Source organism: Bacillus sp. bc15, from assembly GCF_900142585.1.
Classification (GTDB): domain Bacteria; phylum Bacillota; class Bacilli; order Bacillales; family Bacillaceae_G; genus Bacillus_A; species Bacillus_A cereus.
In genome coordinates this window covers 108,782-127,069 of record NZ_FRBJ01000008.1, presented here as the reverse complement: position 1 = coordinate 127,069, position 18,288 = coordinate 108,782, and the positions used below count along the sequence as shown (strand labels likewise).

Genomic DNA, 18,288 nt, shown 5'->3' with positions numbered 1-18,288 from the left:
GGAGGAATATAAGATGAGTATTTTTATTGGAGGCGCTTGGCCGTATGCAAATGGTTCGTTACACCTTGGCCATATTGCGAGTTTATTACCTGGAGATATTTTAGCGCGTTATTACAGGGCAAAAGGTGAGAATGTGCTGTATGTTTCAGGGAGTGACTGCAATGGAACACCGATTGCAATTAGAGCAAAACAAGAAGGTGTGACAGCAAAAGAAATTGCTAATAAGTATCATGAAGAATTTCAGCGATGTTTTCGTGATCTCGGTTTTACGTATGATTGCTATACACGTACCGATAGCGAGCATCATCATGAAACTGTTCAAAAAGTTTTTTTACGTTTATTAGAAGAAGGCTATATTTATAAAAAAACAGTGGAACAAGCGTATTGTGAAACGTGTACGCAGTTTTTACGGGATCGTTATGTAGAAGGAATATGTCCATATTGCCATGAAGCAGCAAGAGGAGATCAATGCGATGCTTGTTCTGCTATTTTAGATCCTCTTGATTTGTTAGAAAAGAAATGTAAGTTATGTGGTAGTACGCCATCTGTAGAGGAAACAGAGCATTTCTATTTTGCATTGCATACATTTCAGGAGCAAATTAAAAAAGTTGTAGAAATCGCAAAAGAAAAAGGAACATGGCGTGATAATGCAATTCAATTAACGGAAAGATATGTAAAGGAAGGGTTACAAGATAGGGCTGTATCAAGAGATTTACCAATCGGGGTATCAATTCCAGTGAAAGGGTATGAAGATAAAAAAATTTACGTATGGATTGAAGCAGTGGCAGGATATTATTCAGCGAGTAAACATTGGGCTGAAGAAACAGGAAAAGATGATCAAGAGTTTTGGAATAGCGATGCGCAAACATATTATGTACACGGCAAGGATAATATTCCATTTCACTCCGTCATTTGGCCAGCGGTATTACTTGGAATAGGGGAAGAAGCAATCCCGCGTCATATCGTTTCGAATGAATATTTAACAGTTGAAAAAAGAAAATTATCTACAAATAAAAACTGGGCAGTATGGGTGCCTGACATATTAGAACGCTATGATCCAGATTCTATCCGTTACTTCTTAACAGTAAATGCACCAGAAAATCGTGACACTGATTTTTCATGGCGTGAATTTATTTACAGTCATAATAGTGAATTGTTAGGAGCATATGGAAACTTCGTGAACCGCACATTAAAGTTTATTGAAAAATATTATGATGGCACTGTACCAAAGGGGACTATTGATATAGAGCTGAAAGATAAAGTAGAAGGATTATATAAAAATGTAGGAGAGGCGATTGAGCAAACTAAATTTAAGGTGGCGTTAGAGACAATATTTGATGCAGTACGTTTTGCAAATAAATATTTTGATGAAAAGCAGCCTTGGAAACAAAGAGAAGATGATCCAGTTTCGTGTGAAGAAACGATTTATAACTGTGTGTATCTTATCGCTAATTTTGCAAATCTCCTTGAACCGTTTTTACCATTTTCAAGTGAAAGAGTTAGAAGCACATTGTCGATTATTAAACGAAATTGGGAACCGCAAAATACGTTGCCAAGTAGAATTGATAGCGTGCAGCCACTATTTGAGCGAATCGATGTAAAACAAATTGAGCATGAGGTAGGGAAGCTATATGGAGCGGTAAAGTGAAATATAGAAAAAGACCTTTCAAGTAAATGAAAGGTCTTTTGTTATGCAGTATGATTCTCTTTCTTATCTTTCAAAAAGAAAAGTACGGCAAGGATTACAAGAATAATAGCTGCAATATCATACGTTATTTTAAATGTAGTATTAAAGTTTAAGTACTCTACGAAAGGAGTTTTCACTGCTCCTGCATATATACAAACGGGAATGAGAAGTAAATCGTAAAATTTCTTTTCTTTCATATATCTTATTAGGAAGAAGATACACATAATAGCAAAAAATATGATGCTTAAAATAGTCATTTATACCTCCAGATAAATTTACTTATTTTAATTGCAGTTATATCTTTTATATAAATTCTGTATTTTTTCAAGCGCTATGCACGCGATTGTGTTTCCTTTCTTTCCTAGCCGTAAGCAGCTGAGGAGTGAAAATCCCAACCAATATAAAAATAATACCAATCCACTGCATGAATGTTACGACTTCATGTACAAGTGTAATAGAAGCGATAATAGCAGTTGGTAATTCAGCTGCACCTAATATTGTACCGAGTCCTGTTCCAACCTTTGGTACACCGATTGAAAAACAAATGACAGGTACAACAACGCCGAATAATCCGAGGAAGAAAGCATATTTCCATAGACCGGCTTGGAGGGCACCATCTGTTAAAAAGGTTGGTGGGAAGAATAGACATACGATAAGAGTCGCACTTGTTGTCATGAGAAAGCTTTTCGTATAAGGGGGAACATCTGTAGCAACGCGTCCGCTTGCAAAAACATAGAATGAAAAAGAGACTGCAGCTAATAGTCCAAAGATAATCCCTTTCGTAGAAAAACTTTGTCCGAGGCCTTCAAATACACCACCTGCAAACAATGTACCAGCAAATAAAATAAGGATAGATATGATCTTATCGCGGCTTGGAAAGGTTCGATTTGCAATCGCTTCGATAATGACACCAATCCAAGTGAACTGAAAGAGTAGGACGACAGCGATAGATGCGGGTAGTTCTTCTACAGAAATAGCGTAGAAAATCCCAGTCATACTCATTGTTGTTCCGACGGTTAGTAATGAAAAGAATTGTTTTTTTGTTACTTTATGACGTGAAAAGAAAAGAACGAGTAGAAATAGTCCAATCCATCCGAAGACATATTGTCCCCCTAATAGTTGATGTGCTGAAAATCCATTTATGAATCCGAGTTTGAAAATAGTTGAAAGTATGCCGTAGCTGCAAGCACCGAATAAAACGAGCAATGAATATTTAAACTTATCCATAAAAAATCCTCCTTTTAAGTAATAAAAAACGCCCGCTATCCAAATAAGGATAACGGGCGAACGAAACAGAGTAAGACACTCTACAAAATTCCGCCACTCACACATGAAGTATGAGTTTGGGGTATGTAATTATAGTGAATGTTACATTGCTTTTGGGAATACAATGGAGCATTTTACACCTTGAGCTGTGTTTTGTATCCCGTAAGGAAACTGATGTTTATCTAATATTTGTTTCACGATATATAATCCAAGACCACTACCTTGTACTAAACCGTGTTTATCAGGGTTTGCGCGATAGAAAGGCTCAAATAAATGAGCAAGTTTATCTTCATCAATTTGTGAACCTGTATTCAATACTTCTAATGCGTAACCGTTTGGTTTTTCATAAAGCTTTATATATACGTGCTGATGGTCAATTGTATAATGAATTGCATTTGAAATAATGTTAAAAATAGCAGTTTGAATAAATTTAGGATCAGCTAAAATTTGTACGTCGTGTTTAATATTAGATTGTACATTTAATTGTTTTACAGATACAAAGTAATCTACTTTCTTTATAACATCCTCAATAATATTAGATAAAGAAATGACTTCTAAATTCGGTTTAAATTGAGGGTTTTGTATTTTGGATAATTCCGACATTTTTTCCGTTAATATGTTAATGTCTTGCATCATCTCGTAGGAACGTTTCAAATACTTATCTCTATCTTTATAAGCTCCAATTCCGTGAATCATGCCATCTAGTTGTCCCATAACGGCTGCGATGGGTGTTTTTAATTCATGGGATACCATAGACATAAATTCTTTACGAGATTGTTCTAATTGTTGTTCCTTCTTGAGCTCATTTCTTAAATCTTGATTGCTTTCATGTAAATTCTTCACAATATTTGGTACTTGTGAAGCGGCTACTGACAAATTAAAATCTGTTTGATCTGTATTTTTGTTAAGTAGCTTTTTATCTGAGAAATCAAGATTCATAATATCTTTTAAAGCATCGCTCATATATTGAAAAGGTTTAGCAATTAGTTTTGCGTACATTAAAGATCCGAGTAGAGATAATGCAAGCATTGTCGCGCCAACCTGTGGAGCTAACTGCTGCAACGCATCTGCTAACTTTGGATTATCATTTGTATCATTTGTTTTACTTGCTGCATTTTGTGTATGTAAGGCATCATTATTAGCGGCTTTCTTTTCTGCTTCTGTAAGCTGATTAGAAGTGCTATTTTTCCCCGAAAGGTTTTGTGTATGTTCTTTTGCTTTTGCAGTTTGGCTAGGCTGCAAAAGGTGATTGATAGCTGCAGAAAGAGATTTATAATCTACAATAGAAGATTGGAAATTAGAAATGTTCCCTTCTGACACAGCTTTATTTTGATTCGTTTTACTTTGATCGTTTTGCTTATCTGAATCCGCCTGTTCTGTAGTCGGCGTTCCATTTTCTTTCGCAAAACGTTCTTTATCGTAGTTTGAAGCTAGAAAGTAAATAATTTGATAAAGACAAAGTGATAAAAGAATACAAAATAATAAGGTTTTGATGAAAATATTTTTGGTGATGTTGTCTTTACTACGATTCGATTTTGTAGCCAATACCTTTCACCGTTTTAATATAAGTAATTCCTAATTTTTTTCTTAGGTTTTTAATATGTGTATCTATAACTCTTACATCACCATAATGTTCATAGCCCCATACCTTATTCAACAAATCACTTCTTGATAATACTTTTCCTCGATTTTGCAGTAAAGTATAAATAATTTCAAATTCTTTTGTTGTCAATTCAATTTGATTACCATGAACATAAGCTGCATATGCTGTAGAGTTTAACATCAATTCATGGAATTGTAGTATAGTTGCAGCTTCTGCTTCCTTCGTTGCTGCCCTTCTTAATACAGCCTCTACACGCTTAATAAATACAGTGTAATGGAACGGTTTCGTAATATAGTCATCAATACCTAACTCAAATCCTTTAATTTCACTTTCTTCATTATGTAAGCCTGTTAACATAATGATTGGTACATCAGATTGTCCTCGCATAATTTTACAAATACTATAGCCATCTATATCTGGTAACATTACATCGAGGAGGACAAGATCATATGAATTTTTTTGGAAAAGAAGAATACCTTCTGTTCCAGCACCAACTACATCAACGGTAAAGTTTTGTGCCATTAGAAATTCACGAATAAGTTCTTGTATATCTGGGTTGTCTTCAATCACCAGTATATGCGTCATAGTAACACCTCCTAAATAACGCTTTTTACTGCAATATTCGAATTCATCATTTTTCGAGTGACTCAGATTGTTTATACATATAATAAGCCCCCGCTATAAAATAATCATGAAGGTAGCAAGGGGAATAGTTTAGTGTTACTGAATAGTTCAGAATTACAGTAGTTCTATTATAGTATGTATTATAAAATTTATAAAACATTATAACTGTATAATTTTAATATCTACGTTTATCAATGTTTAGATATTAGCTAATCAAATCTATTCCTATTATATATGTAAATACAGTTGTTTTGCTACTGTAAATGAATAAATAAAATAAGCCAAGACATAAAATTCTTGGCTACACATAAATCTTGTTTTTAGGCTATTTGACAGTGACAGTAGCTTGCTGCTGAACGCGCTCAAATAACCAGTGTATATCATTATTATACATACGAATACAACCAAGTGTTGTCCATTTGCCGATTGCTTGATTATTGTTAGTTCCGTGAATCGCATAAGTTGTTCCGTAAGTTCCTGCCATATTTAATCCAAGCCAACGGTCACCAAGTGGATTACGTGGATCCCCGCCTTTAATTTTGCCTGTATAATAAGGGCGGTTTTTAATTTTATTTACGATTTGAAAAGTGCCTTTAGGTGTAGGCGTTGCAGCTTTTCCAGTAGCGACAGTAAAACTTTTTATAAATTTGCCATCCTGATAATAATCCATTTTATTTAACTGAGTGTCTACAATTAATTGATCTTTCGTTGTAGCGGCCTCTGCGCTAGCGAATGGAAGAGTTAAAAATCCTAATGATAATAGTGCGCTTAATAATAATTTTTTCATTGTTATTCTCCTTTTACTATCGTAATAGTCTTACATACAATGAAGTTGTAATCCTCGTAATGCTTTATTTACATTTTCATCTAATGTTTCAAAGAATGTAGTGATTTTGCTGTTGTGTTTGTTGTTTTTATCAATAAGTAATCTTTCGTTCAATAAAAGCTCACCACGTAGTCCAAAACTTTGAACTTGAATATTTAGCTCATCTTCATTTTCAGAAATAATTGGTAAGAAATAGTGAAAAGCTTTCGTTGGAATGATGTAGCTTTTGCCAATCATGCTTTCTTGGTTTGAGTTAGTCCATTTTTTCGTGACAATTTTAATATTCTTTTTTGAAACGATAAAAGATAGTGTTGTAGATTTTGTTAAACTTACGTCAAATTCACTTGTTTCACATATGTGTAAATTAAAAACGGTTTCATTTTGATGAGATTCAACATTTGTATTAATAAAATCGTGCATTTTATATGCTTCCATTTCGTATTCACCCTTTTTTCAATTTCGAAAAACGACTTATATTTATTCAAATTAATGCTTAGTCATATATTAGTTAAATTTTTCAACAAATTCCGATATAATCTTACAATACGTATATGAAGCTAATATGAAGTTAGCATGAGTTTGTGGTGGTTTTTTATTGAGAACAAAATAAGAAAGGTTTTTCAGTGTTAAAAAATGGATAAAATTTGCATATTATTAATGCGTCTTTTTGTTATTTCGACTTGAAAAATGCTTTTAGCTACTTAATAAAGAACGGAAATCATTAGTGTGACCCTTACAAAAATGTAATAAAAATGTAAGCTATTGTGATAGTTATTTCGACAATTTTTTTATACAATAATAGTAAGAAGTTGTACGTGATTGAAAGGAGAGATGACATGGAATGGATTCATGAATTATTTCAGCAATACGGGTACTATGTTGTACTTGTAGGTTTGCTGTTAGAATATATTGCACTTCCGTTTCCGGGAGAGCCAACGTTAGCATATGCGGGATTTTTAGCACATAAGGGTGATTTAAGTTTACCGATTTTAATTATTCTATCCTTTATTGGGACAAGTGTAGGAATGACGATTCAATACTTTTTAGGAAATAAATTAGGTATGCCTTTCATTCAAAAGTATGGGAAATACGTATTTTTAACACAAAGAAAAATTGACTTAACGAGAATGTGGTTTGATAAGTATGGGTACTTCTTAATTTTTATTGGTTTCTTTATTCCTGGTGTACGTCATTTCACAGGATACTTTGCAGGAATTATTAATTTACCATTCCGTCGTTTTGCCATTACAATTTATTCAGGCGCTCTATTTTGGGTATCATTCTTCTTAATCGGTGGTTACTGGTTAGGTGGAAATTTACATGATATCTTTGGAGTGCTAGAAGGTCATATCGGTAAAATCATTTTTGGAGTTATTGTGATTGTAGCGGTTACGTTAGGTATTCGTTTCCGTAAGCAGTTAAAACGAGTATTACTACAAAACGCAAGCTAATATGAAATCCATTCTATGTCAGAATTTAGGAAGGCAGTGCAAAAGCACTGCCTTTTTTATTTTATTGTTAAGACTATGTTTAATGCACATTTTACATTCTTTATAGGAATTTGATACAGGATAAGAAATAAGTATCTTGTCAATTATTATAGTCGTAATGACAATTATAATTGACAAAAATAAGGATATTATTTACAATTTTAATTAAATAAATGAAAAAGAGGGAAGACATGAAGCTTCAAAATCGAGTGAGGGAATTGCGAGCAAAGCATCGTTTATCACAAGGGGATTTAGGAAAAGTAATTGGATCATCACGGCAAACGATTAGTTTAATTGAACGTGGGGATTATGCACCATCTATTGTATTGTCTTTAAAAATCGCGCAAATTTTCAATGTACCAGTGGAGGAAATATTTACGTTAGTAGAGGGGGAAGAGGACGATGAAGAGTAAGCGAAAAAAACAATTTGATTCTGTGGGGAAAATAGCAGTAAGTATGATGGGTGGCTTTTTAACGTCTTATATAGCTTTAAATTTACTCTCGGATGAACCGAGAAAATTATCATCTAATACATTTATAGGTATATGTACTATTTTTGGAATCTTAATGATGTACTATACTTGGAAGAATACACGTATGTTAGCAGAGGCACGCGATGAAGAAGAGAGCGTACAAGGCAGAAAATTAGGCATTATAAGTATATATTTACGTGTAGGTGATATAGTTACGCAGGCATGGTTTGTATATGCAGTTATTACATGTAGACGTGCACTGTTGCAGGATACAAATGTTTCATTTGCGGTGTGGAATTTAGTAGCTTCTATTGTTTGTTTAACTACTGTAGTAACTATCGGACTCATAACAAAAAATCGTTATAATAAGCTATATCCTGAACAAGGTGTAACGTATATGGAATCTATGAAAATGTGGACGAAAAATGCAGATGAAGGATTAAAGCACATTGTGCATGAGGCTGGATATAAAGCGTATGAATTTACGAATACAATATTGGCATATGTATGGTGGGCTGCCGTTATATATACAGCTGCTAGTGATATCGATTTTGTATTAATTGGCTTAATCTCATTTATTTGGATATTGCATCTCGGGAAGTTCATGTACGAAATGCAGAGAAAAATGATTTATTAAGGGGAGAAAAAGGTGGATATTTTAAGAAGGCCAGCTGGCTCAATGACAGTGGCGCTAATTCTGTCCATTTTATACGGAGTAATCCGAACTGGGAAATTAGAAGTAATTTTGAACCTATGGGCAATAGTTGGAATTTCATTGTTAGTGTTAGCCATTCATGAGCTAGGACATGTAGTATTTGGTGTAATAGGTGGTTTAACATTTAAATTTATGACAGTAGGACCCATTACTATTCAAAAAGAAAAGGGAAAATTACGCATTCGAGAAAATAAATTATGGGCGTACTTTGGAGGCGTTGCAACACTAGTACCACCTTCTATAGAGACACCGAATCTTTCGAAAAAGTGGGCGTGGCTCACTTTAGGTGGACCGATTACGAGTTTACTATTTGGTATTACTTCCGGTTACATATACATGGTGAGTTATTATCAATATCTTTTATATTTTTCCTTTTTCCATTTTGCAATCTTTGCGGTTACAATTGTGCCGATAAAAGGAATGCTTATGAGTGATGGGATGCAATTTCTTATTTTAATTAAAGGTGATGAAAGAGCTAGAAATCACTTATATGAGATTCAAATATCGAGTGAGTTATTTAGTTATAAAAGACCGAAAGATTGGGATGAAAGATTAGTAGAATTGAGTGAGGAGAAAATAAAAGAGAATAAAGGGATAAGGGAGATAATGAGTAGACTTATGCTCGTCTTTTTTGCTCGTGCAGATCAAGAGGGAATGGAAAGAGCGATACCGTATATAGAACGAATTGTTCAACTACCTGTAACGAAAGAAAATAAGTTTTTCGTTAGTAGTTTTCATAGTTGGTACCTTTTATATAAAGCCCTTTATCAGATGGATAGTCTTTCTTTGCAAGAAGCACAGGAACATGCAAAGGCTATTACAAAAATGGACCTAAGTGGATATTACCGTACACAAGGAATTATTAAATATGTAGAGGGCAATATGGAAGCGTCCCGTACTTATATGAAGAAAGCCGATCAAGAATTAAAGAGCGCCGAGAAGAGTGAGATGGGATATTTACAATTAGAAAGAGAATGGTTTAAGCAGCTGAAAGAGAGGGTATCTTACGATGGGTGAGGTATCCTCTTTTTTATATGTCATCTTATGCCGTTCCATAAACAGCCTAGGGCGAGTAAAATGAGATAAGAAGAGCAAAGCTTGGAGGAAGTAAATATGGAAATCTTATCAATTATTTTGATAGTCTTGCTCATTTATGTTGTTTTTAAAGTGGCATATGTAGCATTAAAGATACTCGCGATCCTATTAATTATCTTTTTAATCGTAGAGTTCGGCAGTAAGTTGCTTGGGGGATAGGGTATGTTGTGCGTTTTGAGTGTCGAAGGATGTCGGTAAATCGATATCTTGTGTCGAAGCGTCGATATAATGAAAAAATCGTTGATATAAGTGGAGAAACAATCGATATATTTTAGTGAATACGAAGTGGGGTATATGGAAAAGAAGTTGCCGTGAGGGTAACTTCTTTTTATCGTGATGCGGGGATATGCAAACCAACATAAAAAAGCTGGAAGAGTATCTTCCAGCTTAAGAGTTACTTTCGATTTGGCGACCGCTATCTTCTTCATTGTCTTGTAATAGGTTGAATACGTCTGCTAGGCAGAATGCAATGAACCAAGTCCATAGACCGTGGAAGAAAGCTGAGCTTAATTGAAGTGGTAATGTATAGTTTGTCATTGAGTAGGAAATACATCCACCAACGATTCCGATCATTGTTAATAACATTGTTTTTTGAGCATTTTCTTCTGGATTGAAGAGGAAGTAAATGTATCCACCTAAAATTGAAGCGCTTACAAGTGTTTCGATTCCATTAAAAATGATATTCTCTCCAAGCTGTGTGTTTGTCCAGAAGCAGATTGTTCCGCCGATAATAGCAAACAGGACAGCTATTGTATATCTTATATATTGATTCATATGTTCATCTCCTTATGTAATAAGATGATTTGGAAGTCAAAAAGGTAGGTATAGTATATTGAAGTGAGTTTTAATTGTACGTATCTTTTTATAAAAAGATCATTGAAGAGTAACTAAGATGATCGGTTGTTTAAACCGTTACGTGTATGGTGTCTGAAATATACCCGACTGCTCGTTTCTTTTTGCTTGTAAAATAAGAGAAACTTCCAAGTCTATATACTCTTTTTTTGTGAGTCTGCTTTCATTATAACACATTTAGAGACATAATAATAGAATTATCTGATTTTGTAATAAGTGTAAAAAATAAAAAGCGCAAGGAAATACCATTAACGGTGCAGTTTAGTGGAAGAAGGATTTTAATTTATTATGATGAAATATGTAATAAAGGTGAGATCTAAGAAGGAGGCTTAAATACTATAAAAAATGTTTTATAGTATGAATGTAAGGGAGGAGAGCTAACTTGGAGTTCACAACAGAAAGATTAATAATTAGACCTTTTAAGAGTACTGATTTACAGGATGTATTTGTTATTTATAATAGTGATGATACATGTAAGTTCCTATTACATAATAAGTGGACTCATGAAGACATGCAGAAAAGATTTAATAAGAAGTTAGCAAATAATGTACTTACTAAAGAATCAATATTAAGTTTGGCAGTTATATACAAAACTAAAGTAGTTGGTGATTTATCCGTATGGTACACAAATATGAAAGACACTGTTGAGATTGGTTATAGTTTTTCAAATGAAGTAGCTGGGAAAGGTTTGGCGACAGAAGCAGTAAGTAGTTTGGTATTGAAATTATTTAATGAATTTAATGTACATCGTATACAGGCTAATCTTGATGCACGTAATACAGCTTCACAAAAATTGTGTGAACGAATAGGCATGAGAAAGGAAGCCCATTTCATACAAGATTTTTGGAATAAAGATGAATGGACAGATAGTATTGTATATGGGATGCTATCCTCCGATTTGTAGTAATAAACTTAGTGATTTTATTATGCTAAAAGGTACGTGAGTTGAATAACAAAGGGCATAACATATTATATATGACTAATATGTTATGCCCTTTAATTTATTAACCTTTTTTATATGCGTTTGAAACGGCCGACAATTTCAACTGTTTCAGTAATGTTCATAAATGCTTTGTTATCCACTTGACGGATAATACGTTTCATTTCGCCTAACTCATAGCGAGTCACGACAGTGTAAATCATTTTTTTCTTATGGTTTGTATAGCCGCCGACAGCGTCTACCATTGTCACCCCGCGTATGCCGTGATGTAGTAGTGCGCTTTTTATTTCCTCACCTTTTTCTGTAACTGTCATTATCGTTAATTTAATATGTTTCGTATGCACAGCATCGATAACTTTGCTGACTACAAACCGGCTAATTAACGTATAAAGTGTAATATCCCATCCGAAAATAAAACCTGCTGCAACAAGTAAGACTAAGTTGAATACAAAGATGATTGCTCCAATTGAAATATCTCGATGTTTCGCTACAATCAATCCAACAACATCAAAGCCACCTGTTGAAGAAGCAAATCGGAATATGATTCCGGAAGCTGCTCCGCAGATTACACCACCGAATACAGAAGATAGTAAAATATCGTCTGAAACCTGGTGTACAGGGATAATGTTCATCGCTAACGATGATACAGCTACAAAGTAAGCTGTTAAAAAGGTTGTCTTCTTGCCTAAGTAAAAGTGACTTAAAATAAGAAGAGGAATGTTTAGTAAAAAGATAAGTGCACCGATATTGTAGTGCATTAAATAACCGATAATCATCCCTACACCAGCGAATCCACCGCTAATCATGTTATGCGGGATAAAAAACATATTCATAGAAATTGCATACAAAATAGAAGCTATAAAAATAACAACCAACTGTATCATAAATTCTAAGTGAAATGTTTTAGCTGCTGGGAAGGATAAAAAGGCGGTGTCGGGAACGTAATCGGCGTCTCCTAGTTGACCCATAGTATGTTTCATCTCCATATTCATTTTTGATTACAAGAAGAGAATAAAGGTTTTTTCAAAAACTGGCAATAGTTTTATTATAATGCAAAAATTTTATAAATTTCTAATAAATCAAGCCTATTCATTGAGGTGCGTGAATATACTAAAGAAAGCGAATACAACGTTTCTTAATTATTATTTTCTTGAGAAAATATGCAAAATACTTTTTTTGAAAATAAAAGGAAATAGAGAATGTTTGCCTAATGTGCTAAAATGACCTTATTAAGGATGTGAAGCGATGGAATTTTTATTGCAGGATGCAATTCTATATATATCGTTTGTAACGACGGCACTTTGTTTATTAGAAGTTTTCTTCCTTGCTAATGTTTCTCGCTTTGTGCGTCAACAAGCATCAAGCGGTAGACAAAGAGCTTTTGCGCTAGTTGATACATGTGAAGATAGTGCGGGAAATGTACCGCTATTTTCTATTTTTTATAAATATGGAATGATTCGTTCTGTACGCAGACAAGAATCAAGTGAAGAGAATGACGAGGTCGGTCCGTATACACCAATGTTTCGCTAAATAATTACGAAACATTGGAGGAATGAACATGTTAAAATCATACCGAGCTGTGCTCGTTAGTTTATCATTATTATTTGTTTTTGTTTTATCTGGTTGCAGTAATGCAGCCCCAATTGATGCACATAGTACTGGGATTTGGGATCATTATTTTGTATATCCAATCTCGTTTATGATTCAATTTGTCGCTCATCATATACCTGGAGCTAGCTTTGGGATTGCCATCATTATTATGACGCTCGTTATTCGTTCAGCAATGATTCCATTAGCTGTTTCGCAATATCGCAGTCAAGCGAAAATGAAGAAAATGCAACCTGAACTGCAGAAGCTAAAGAAAAAGTACGGTGATGTAAGCAAAGACCTTGAAAAACAAAAGCAGTATCAAAAAGAAATGTCAGAACTAATGAAATCAGGCGGTTGGAATCCACTTGCTGGTTGCTGGCCATTATTAATACAAATGCCGATTTTCTCTGCTTTGTATTATGCGATTAGCAGAACGGAAGAGATTCGCACATCTTCGTTTTTATGGGTGAACCTAGGACATGCAGATCCATATCATATATTACCGATTATTGCAGCGTTAACGACATTTATTCAGATGAAAGTTTTCCAATCGAATATTACATCTGGAGAACAAGTACAGATGCTAAAGATGCAGCAAATTATGATGCCGGCAATGATTCTATTTATGGGGTTTGCGGCGCCATCAGGACTTGTGTTGTACTGGATAACAGGTAACTTATTTACAATGACACAAACAATTGTATTAAGAAAAATAATGGAACGTGAAGAGTTACAATTACAAAAAGCATAGAGAAACACCGCTCATTACGAGCGGTGTTTTTTTTTTTAGTCGTTAAGGAAATGTTAAGAAACCGGCATTACTATAGGCATTGTATACGAAAGTGTACATGCATTAGAAATATGAAGGAGGAAATTTCCTATGAAGAAGAAAACAGTTGGGTATTTAGCGATTGCAGGTGCGTTATCATTCGGAATCATTGGAGGAGTCGGCATTCCGGCATTCGCGGCAACGAATACTCCAGCAGTGGATCAGCCTGCAAAAACGGCGAAAAAGGATTTGGATGACGCTACAAAACAAAAATTAAAAACAATTATGGACGATACAAAGAAACAGTTAGAGGAACTAGGTGTAAAGCTTCCAGAGAAAGAGAAGCGTAAAGACATGTTTGCAGGATTAGATGAACAGGCGAAAGAAAAAGCGAAGTCCATTTTAGAGCAAGAGAAATCCGGAAAACTAACACGTGAACAAGCAAAAGAGGAATTAACAAAGCTAGGCGTGAAAATGCCGGAGAAAGGTAAGCGTGGAGACATGTTTGCTAACTTAGATGAACAGGCGAAGGAGAAAGCGAAGTCGATTTTAGAGCAAAAGAAATCTGGAAAATTAACGCATGAGCAAGCAAAAGAGGAATTAACAAAGCTAGGCGTGAAAATGCCGGAGAAAGATAAACATGGAGACATGTTTGCTAACTTAGATGAACAGGCGAAGGAGAAAGCAAAGTCAATTTTAGAGCAAAAGAAATCTGGAAAATTAACGCATGAGCAAGCAAAAGAAGAATTAACAAAATTAGGTGTGAAACTTCCAGAGAAAGAGAAGCGTGAAGATATCTTTGCGGGATTAGATGAAGCAACAAAAATAAAAGCAAAAGCGATTTTAGACAATGAAAAGAAACAATTAGAGGCATTGAATGTTGATTTACCGCACCATAAGTTTTTTATGAAAAAAGAAGATAAATAATTGAATGAAGTCGTATCTTTCGTGTGGGCAACCGGAAGGTACGTGCGAGGACCGATTTCTGTCAGCAGAAATCGGTCCCTTTTAATGATTCAATAAAATTCTTTTCATTGTTAGTATGTATCCGAAGATGCAGTAGAAGATTGCAAAACCGATAAACACTTCCGTATATTGATATTTACCCAATACGTAGAAGGAAACAGCTGGTATAATAGCTACCGCTAAAATGCTATAACCAGGATACTTGTGCCGATGCATGATAGCGAATAGAACAGAGAGAAACGTAGCGATGATACAAAAGACAGCAATCATTATTGGTGCACCTCCTAAATAGATTATACCATTTTTAGGGAAATGGAGAAGTGTCGTACCTTCTGTTATAATATAAGAAGAGAAATATTTCCTATGTTATATAAAAAAATATATTGATTTTTTCTAACAATTCAATATAATGAACAATAACTACAAAATTCGACATCAAGAAGTGATGATGAGGACACGATCAATTTTTTACGATTCTCAGAGAGGGAAGCCTTTGGCTGTGAGCTTCCTAATACGGAAAAATGGATTACCACCTCTGAACTGCAGCAGTGAACGAACATCTAGTAATTGCTTGCCGGCAAAAACCGTTATTTAGACTTGAGAAATTGGTGAAGTGTGTTACTTTACGAATTGAAACAAGGGTGGAACCACGAATACAACACTCGTCCCTTTTTTAGGGAGGAGTGTTTTTTTATTTCATTTTTGCATCACACTAGGATTGGAAGGAGGATACGCAGCATGCATCATGATGAGAAGAACAAAATTGGTTTAACAGTAGCACTTTCTATCGTAGTAGGAACGATTATTGGATCTGGTGTGTTTATGAAACCAGGGAGCGTATTAGATTACTCGGGGAGTTCTAATATGGCCATTCTTGCTTGGGTAATTGGTGGTCTGTTGACGCTAGCAAGTGGTTTAACAGTAGCTGAAATTGGAGCGCAAATCCCGAAAAATGGTGGGTTGTATACGTATTTAGAGGAGATTTACGGGAGTTTTTGGGGATATTTATCAGGTTGGATGCAAACAATTGTTTATGGACCTGCTATTATCGGAACATTAGGTTTATACTTTAGTTCTTTAATGATTAATTTTTTCTATTTAGATAAAGTGTGGAATTTACCAATTGCAATTGGAACAGTTGTGTTCCTTGGCGTTATAAATAGTATGGGAACAAAATACGGAGGTATCGTCCAAACAATCACGACAATCGGGAAGATGATTCCGATCATATTAATTGTCGTGCTAGGTTTTTGGAAAGGGAATAGCGATATCTTTAACGTAGTAGTGCCGATATCAGAAAATCAAAGTATCGGTATGGCAATTTTAGCAACGTTATTTGCTTATGACGGATGGATTTTACTTGCTTCGATTGGCGGAGAAATGAAGAATCCAACAAAGTTATTACCGAAAGCAATGACAGTGGGGATTTTAATCGTAACGGCTGCTTACGTATTAATTAACTTGGCGTTATTAAATGTATTACCAGCAGCGAAAATTGTAGACCTTGGAGAAAATGCGACAGCGACAGCTGCGGGTATGTTACTTGGAGAATATGGCGGGAAAATTATTAGTATCGGTATTATCGTTTCTATTTTCGGCTGTTTAAATGGAAAGATTTTAACGTTTCCACGTATCCCAATGTCTATGGCAGAGCGTGGACAACTTCCATTTTCTAAGTTTATTGCAAAGGAAAGTCCGAGATTTAAAACACCAGCAAATGCGATTACTGTTGAAATCATTTTAGGAATTATTTTAATGATTATTAGTGATCCAAATAAGCTATCTGAGATTTCCGTATTCATTATTTATATTTTCTATGTAATGACGTTTATTGGTGTCTTCATTTTAAGAAAACGTAATAAGAATAAAGAGCGTGCATATAGTGTACCGTTATTCCCAATCGTACCAATCGTAGCGATTTTAGGTTCGTTCTTTGTAATTGGTAGTGCGATTATTAACGATCCAGTAAGTTGTTTCTTATCGATTGGAATTGTATTTACGGGACTGCCGGTGTATTGGTACTTGAATAAGAAGAAAGAAACAGAATGATGAAAAGGTAGGCGTATTATACGCCTACCTTTTTTACTGTAAAAAAATTGTACTTGCTTCCACTTTCTATTTTGGTTACCATGATGGTAGTAACCAAAATAGAAAGCGTGGGGAAAGACTTGAATTTTCGTGTTTATATTTTAGCTATCGCGGCTTTTGTAGTCGGAACGGTTGAGCTAATTATAGGAGGAACGCTCGATTTAGTTGCCAATGATTTAGGAGTATCTATTAGTGCAGCTGGTCAGCTTATCACAATATTTTCGGTAGTATTTGCTTTGTCAGGTCCAGTTTTATTAGCTTTGACAGGGAAGTTTGAAAGAAAAACATTGTATGTTGGAGCATTATCGATTTTCTTAATCGGAAATATTATTTCGGCATTTAGTGTGAATTACGGAATGCTGATGTTCTCAAGGGTTATTTGTGCGGCCAGTGGTTCATTAATTATTGCACTATCGGTAACACTTGCTTCTAGTGTAGTAGAACCGCATTTTCGTGCGCGTGCAATTGGAATCATTTTTATGGGAATTAGTGGATCACTTGTACTTGGAGTACCGCTTGGTCTTGTACTCGGAAATGCATACGGATGGCGTGCGCCATTTGTATTAATTTCTGTATTAACAGTTATGGCAATAGCTTGTATTTCATTGTTCTTAACGAAAGTACCACCGACATCGGTATTATCAATAAAAGAACAACTTGCTACTTTAAAAGATAAAAAAATTGTAAGTGCACAGTTAACATCATTTTTGTTTTTAACGGGGCATTTAACATTGTATGCATATTTAACACCGTTTTTAAAAGATGTCATGCATGTTGAAGCAAATTGGATTAGTGTGTTTTACTTCATTTTCGGAATCGCAGCAGTAATTGGCGGCGGATTCGGTGGATGGCTTGCTGATAAATGGGGATCGAAGAAAAGTATTATCTCGATTATTATCGTATTTGCATGTGCAATCTTCATGTTGCCATTAATGACATTCTCATTCCCGCTCTTCATCATTATGATGGGACTTTGGAGTATGCTGAGCTGGGCGATTTCACCAGCGCAGCAAAATTATTTAATTGAAATTGCACCGGAATCAGCTGGTATTCAACAAGGTTTAAATAACTCTGCGCTTCATTTAGGAATTGCACTTGGTTCAACAGTAGGTGGAGTTGTTATTGAAAAATCATCTGTTATATATAATGCTTGGGTAGGTGGTGGCTTTATTATATTAGCACTGCTTTGCGCGATTTTCTCGATTACGAGAGGACGCTCTACTCAGTTCGTGAAAGAAGAATCTATCGTTTGATAGGTTCTTTTTTATTTGTAAAATATTGCAGGTTTTAGTAGGTAAATGGAG

Annotated in this window: 21 protein-coding genes and 1 other annotated feature; of the genes, 12 read left to right on the top strand and 9 right to left on the bottom strand. The window is 34.9% G+C overall.

What is annotated here, in order from left to right:
* The first annotated feature begins 13 nt into the window (after positions 1-13).
* On the top strand, positions 14-1,648 hold the full coding sequence (gene metG / locus BUA87_RS22590; protein ID WP_072940879.1) for a methionine--tRNA ligase: 1,635 nt from the start codon (positions 14-16) through the stop codon (positions 1,646-1,648).
* A gap of 41 nt (positions 1,649-1,689) precedes the next feature.
* Here metG and BUA87_RS22585 read toward each other — a convergent pair whose 3' ends face one another.
* From BUA87_RS22585 to BUA87_RS22560, 6 genes are all read right to left on the bottom strand, one after another.
* Positions 1,690-1,944 (bottom strand): hypothetical protein, encoded by a 255-nt coding sequence (locus tag BUA87_RS22585; RefSeq protein WP_000154123.1) that lies wholly within the window; start codon positions 1,942-1,944, stop codon positions 1,690-1,692.
* Positions 1,945-2,011: 67 nt separating this feature from the next.
* A complete protein-coding gene (locus BUA87_RS22580; protein WP_000357148.1) occupies positions 2,012-2,914 on the bottom strand; it encodes an EamA family transporter in 903 nt (300 codons plus the stop codon).
* Between the two features lie 141 nt (positions 2,915-3,055).
* Entirely contained in the window at positions 3,056-4,498 is a 1,443-nt protein-coding gene (locus BUA87_RS22575; protein WP_000201961.1) for a sensor histidine kinase, read from the bottom strand.
* Positions 4,476-5,141 (bottom strand): response regulator transcription factor, encoded by a 666-nt coding sequence (locus BUA87_RS22570; protein WP_000148834.1) that lies wholly within the window; start codon positions 5,139-5,141, stop codon positions 4,476-4,478. Before BUA87_RS22570 ends, BUA87_RS22575 begins: the two co-directional genes overlap by 23 nt.
* 364 nt (positions 5,142-5,505) lie before the next feature.
* Positions 5,506-5,967, bottom strand: a complete 462-nt coding sequence (locus tag BUA87_RS22565; RefSeq protein ID WP_000735058.1) for a L,D-transpeptidase — start codon at positions 5,965-5,967, stop codon at positions 5,506-5,508.
* A 30-nt stretch (positions 5,968-5,997) separates the two neighbouring features.
* Complete coding sequence (locus tag BUA87_RS22560) at positions 5,998-6,441, bottom strand: DUF3978 family protein (protein ID WP_000388762.1); 444 nt, start codon at positions 6,439-6,441, stop codon at positions 5,998-6,000.
* A 401-nt stretch (positions 6,442-6,842) separates the two neighbouring features.
* Between BUA87_RS22560 and BUA87_RS22555 the strand changes: the two genes are divergently transcribed.
* From BUA87_RS22555 to BUA87_RS22535, 5 genes are all read left to right on the top strand, one after another.
* On the top strand, positions 6,843-7,457 hold the full coding sequence (locus BUA87_RS22555; RefSeq protein ID WP_000454754.1) for a DedA family protein: 615 nt from the start codon (positions 6,843-6,845) through the stop codon (positions 7,455-7,457).
* A gap of 230 nt (positions 7,458-7,687) precedes the next feature.
* Positions 7,688-7,909 (top strand): helix-turn-helix transcriptional regulator, encoded by a 222-nt coding sequence (locus tag BUA87_RS22550; protein WP_000776173.1) that lies wholly within the window; start codon positions 7,688-7,690, stop codon positions 7,907-7,909.
* The gene (locus BUA87_RS22545; RefSeq protein ID WP_000837721.1) at positions 7,899-8,606 is read left to right on the top strand and encodes a DUF3169 family protein; all 708 of its coding nucleotides are present in this window, start codon (positions 7,899-7,901) and stop codon (positions 8,604-8,606) included. The genes BUA87_RS22550 and BUA87_RS22545 overlap by 11 nt, the downstream gene beginning before the upstream one ends.
* A gap of 42 nt (positions 8,607-8,648) precedes the next feature.
* Complete coding sequence (locus tag BUA87_RS22540; RefSeq protein ID WP_071714580.1) at positions 8,649-9,701, top strand: zinc metalloprotease; 1,053 nt, start codon at positions 8,649-8,651, stop codon at positions 9,699-9,701.
* Between the two features lie 96 nt (positions 9,702-9,797).
* The gene (locus BUA87_RS22535) at positions 9,798-9,938 is read left to right on the top strand and encodes a DUF3985 family protein (protein WP_000404758.1); all 141 of its coding nucleotides are present in this window, start codon (positions 9,798-9,800) and stop codon (positions 9,936-9,938) included.
* Between the two features lie 228 nt (positions 9,939-10,166).
* Here BUA87_RS22535 and BUA87_RS22525 read toward each other — a convergent pair whose 3' ends face one another.
* Complete coding sequence (locus BUA87_RS22525) at positions 10,167-10,553, bottom strand: DUF3938 domain-containing protein (RefSeq protein WP_001077773.1); 387 nt, start codon at positions 10,551-10,553, stop codon at positions 10,167-10,169.
* Positions 10,554-11,013: 460 nt separating this feature from the next.
* Here BUA87_RS22525 and BUA87_RS22520 point away from each other — a divergent pair, with 460 nt between their 5' ends.
* Positions 11,014-11,535 (top strand): GNAT family N-acetyltransferase, encoded by a 522-nt coding sequence (locus BUA87_RS22520; RefSeq protein WP_000397314.1) that lies wholly within the window; start codon positions 11,014-11,016, stop codon positions 11,533-11,535.
* Positions 11,536-11,645: 110 nt separating this feature from the next.
* On the opposite strand, the gene BUA87_RS22515 is transcribed toward BUA87_RS22520, so the two are convergent.
* Positions 11,646-12,539: a YitT family protein gene (locus BUA87_RS22515; RefSeq protein ID WP_000530043.1), complete on the bottom strand. Its 894-nt coding sequence runs from the start codon at positions 12,537-12,539 to the stop codon at positions 11,646-11,648.
* 277 nt (positions 12,540-12,816) lie between these two features.
* Between BUA87_RS22515 and BUA87_RS22510 the strand changes: the two genes are divergently transcribed.
* From BUA87_RS22510 to BUA87_RS22500, 3 genes are all read left to right on the top strand, one after another.
* A complete protein-coding gene (locus BUA87_RS22510) occupies positions 12,817-13,101 on the top strand; it encodes a hypothetical protein (RefSeq protein WP_000394930.1) in 285 nt (94 codons plus the stop codon).
* A 28-nt stretch (positions 13,102-13,129) separates the two neighbouring features.
* Entirely contained in the window at positions 13,130-13,912 is a 783-nt protein-coding gene (gene yidC, locus BUA87_RS22505; protein WP_000920525.1) for a membrane protein insertase YidC, read from the top strand.
* Between the two features lie 129 nt (positions 13,913-14,041).
* Positions 14,042-14,857: a hypothetical protein gene (locus tag BUA87_RS22500; protein ID WP_072940876.1), complete on the top strand. Its 816-nt coding sequence runs from the start codon at positions 14,042-14,044 to the stop codon at positions 14,855-14,857.
* Positions 14,858-14,938: 81 nt separating this feature from the next.
* Here the strand turns inward: BUA87_RS22500 and BUA87_RS22495 are convergent, their stop codons facing one another.
* Positions 14,939-15,166: a hypothetical protein gene (locus tag BUA87_RS22495; protein ID WP_000562237.1), complete on the bottom strand. Its 228-nt coding sequence runs from the start codon at positions 15,164-15,166 to the stop codon at positions 14,939-14,941.
* 166 nt (positions 15,167-15,332) lie between these two features.
* Positions 15,333-15,569, top strand: a binding site (T-box leader).
* A gap of 65 nt (positions 15,570-15,634) precedes the next feature.
* On the opposite strand from BUA87_RS22495, the gene BUA87_RS22490 reads away from it, so the two are divergent.
* Entirely contained in the window at positions 15,635-16,945 is a 1,311-nt protein-coding gene (locus BUA87_RS22490) for an APC family permease (protein WP_023523356.1), read from the top strand.
* 80 nt (positions 16,946-17,025) lie between these two features.
* Positions 17,026-18,237, top strand: coding sequence for an MFS transporter (locus tag BUA87_RS22485; protein WP_206704207.1), 1,212 nt, complete (start codon positions 17,026-17,028; stop codon positions 18,235-18,237).
* The last annotated feature ends 51 nt before the right edge of the window (positions 18,238-18,288 follow it).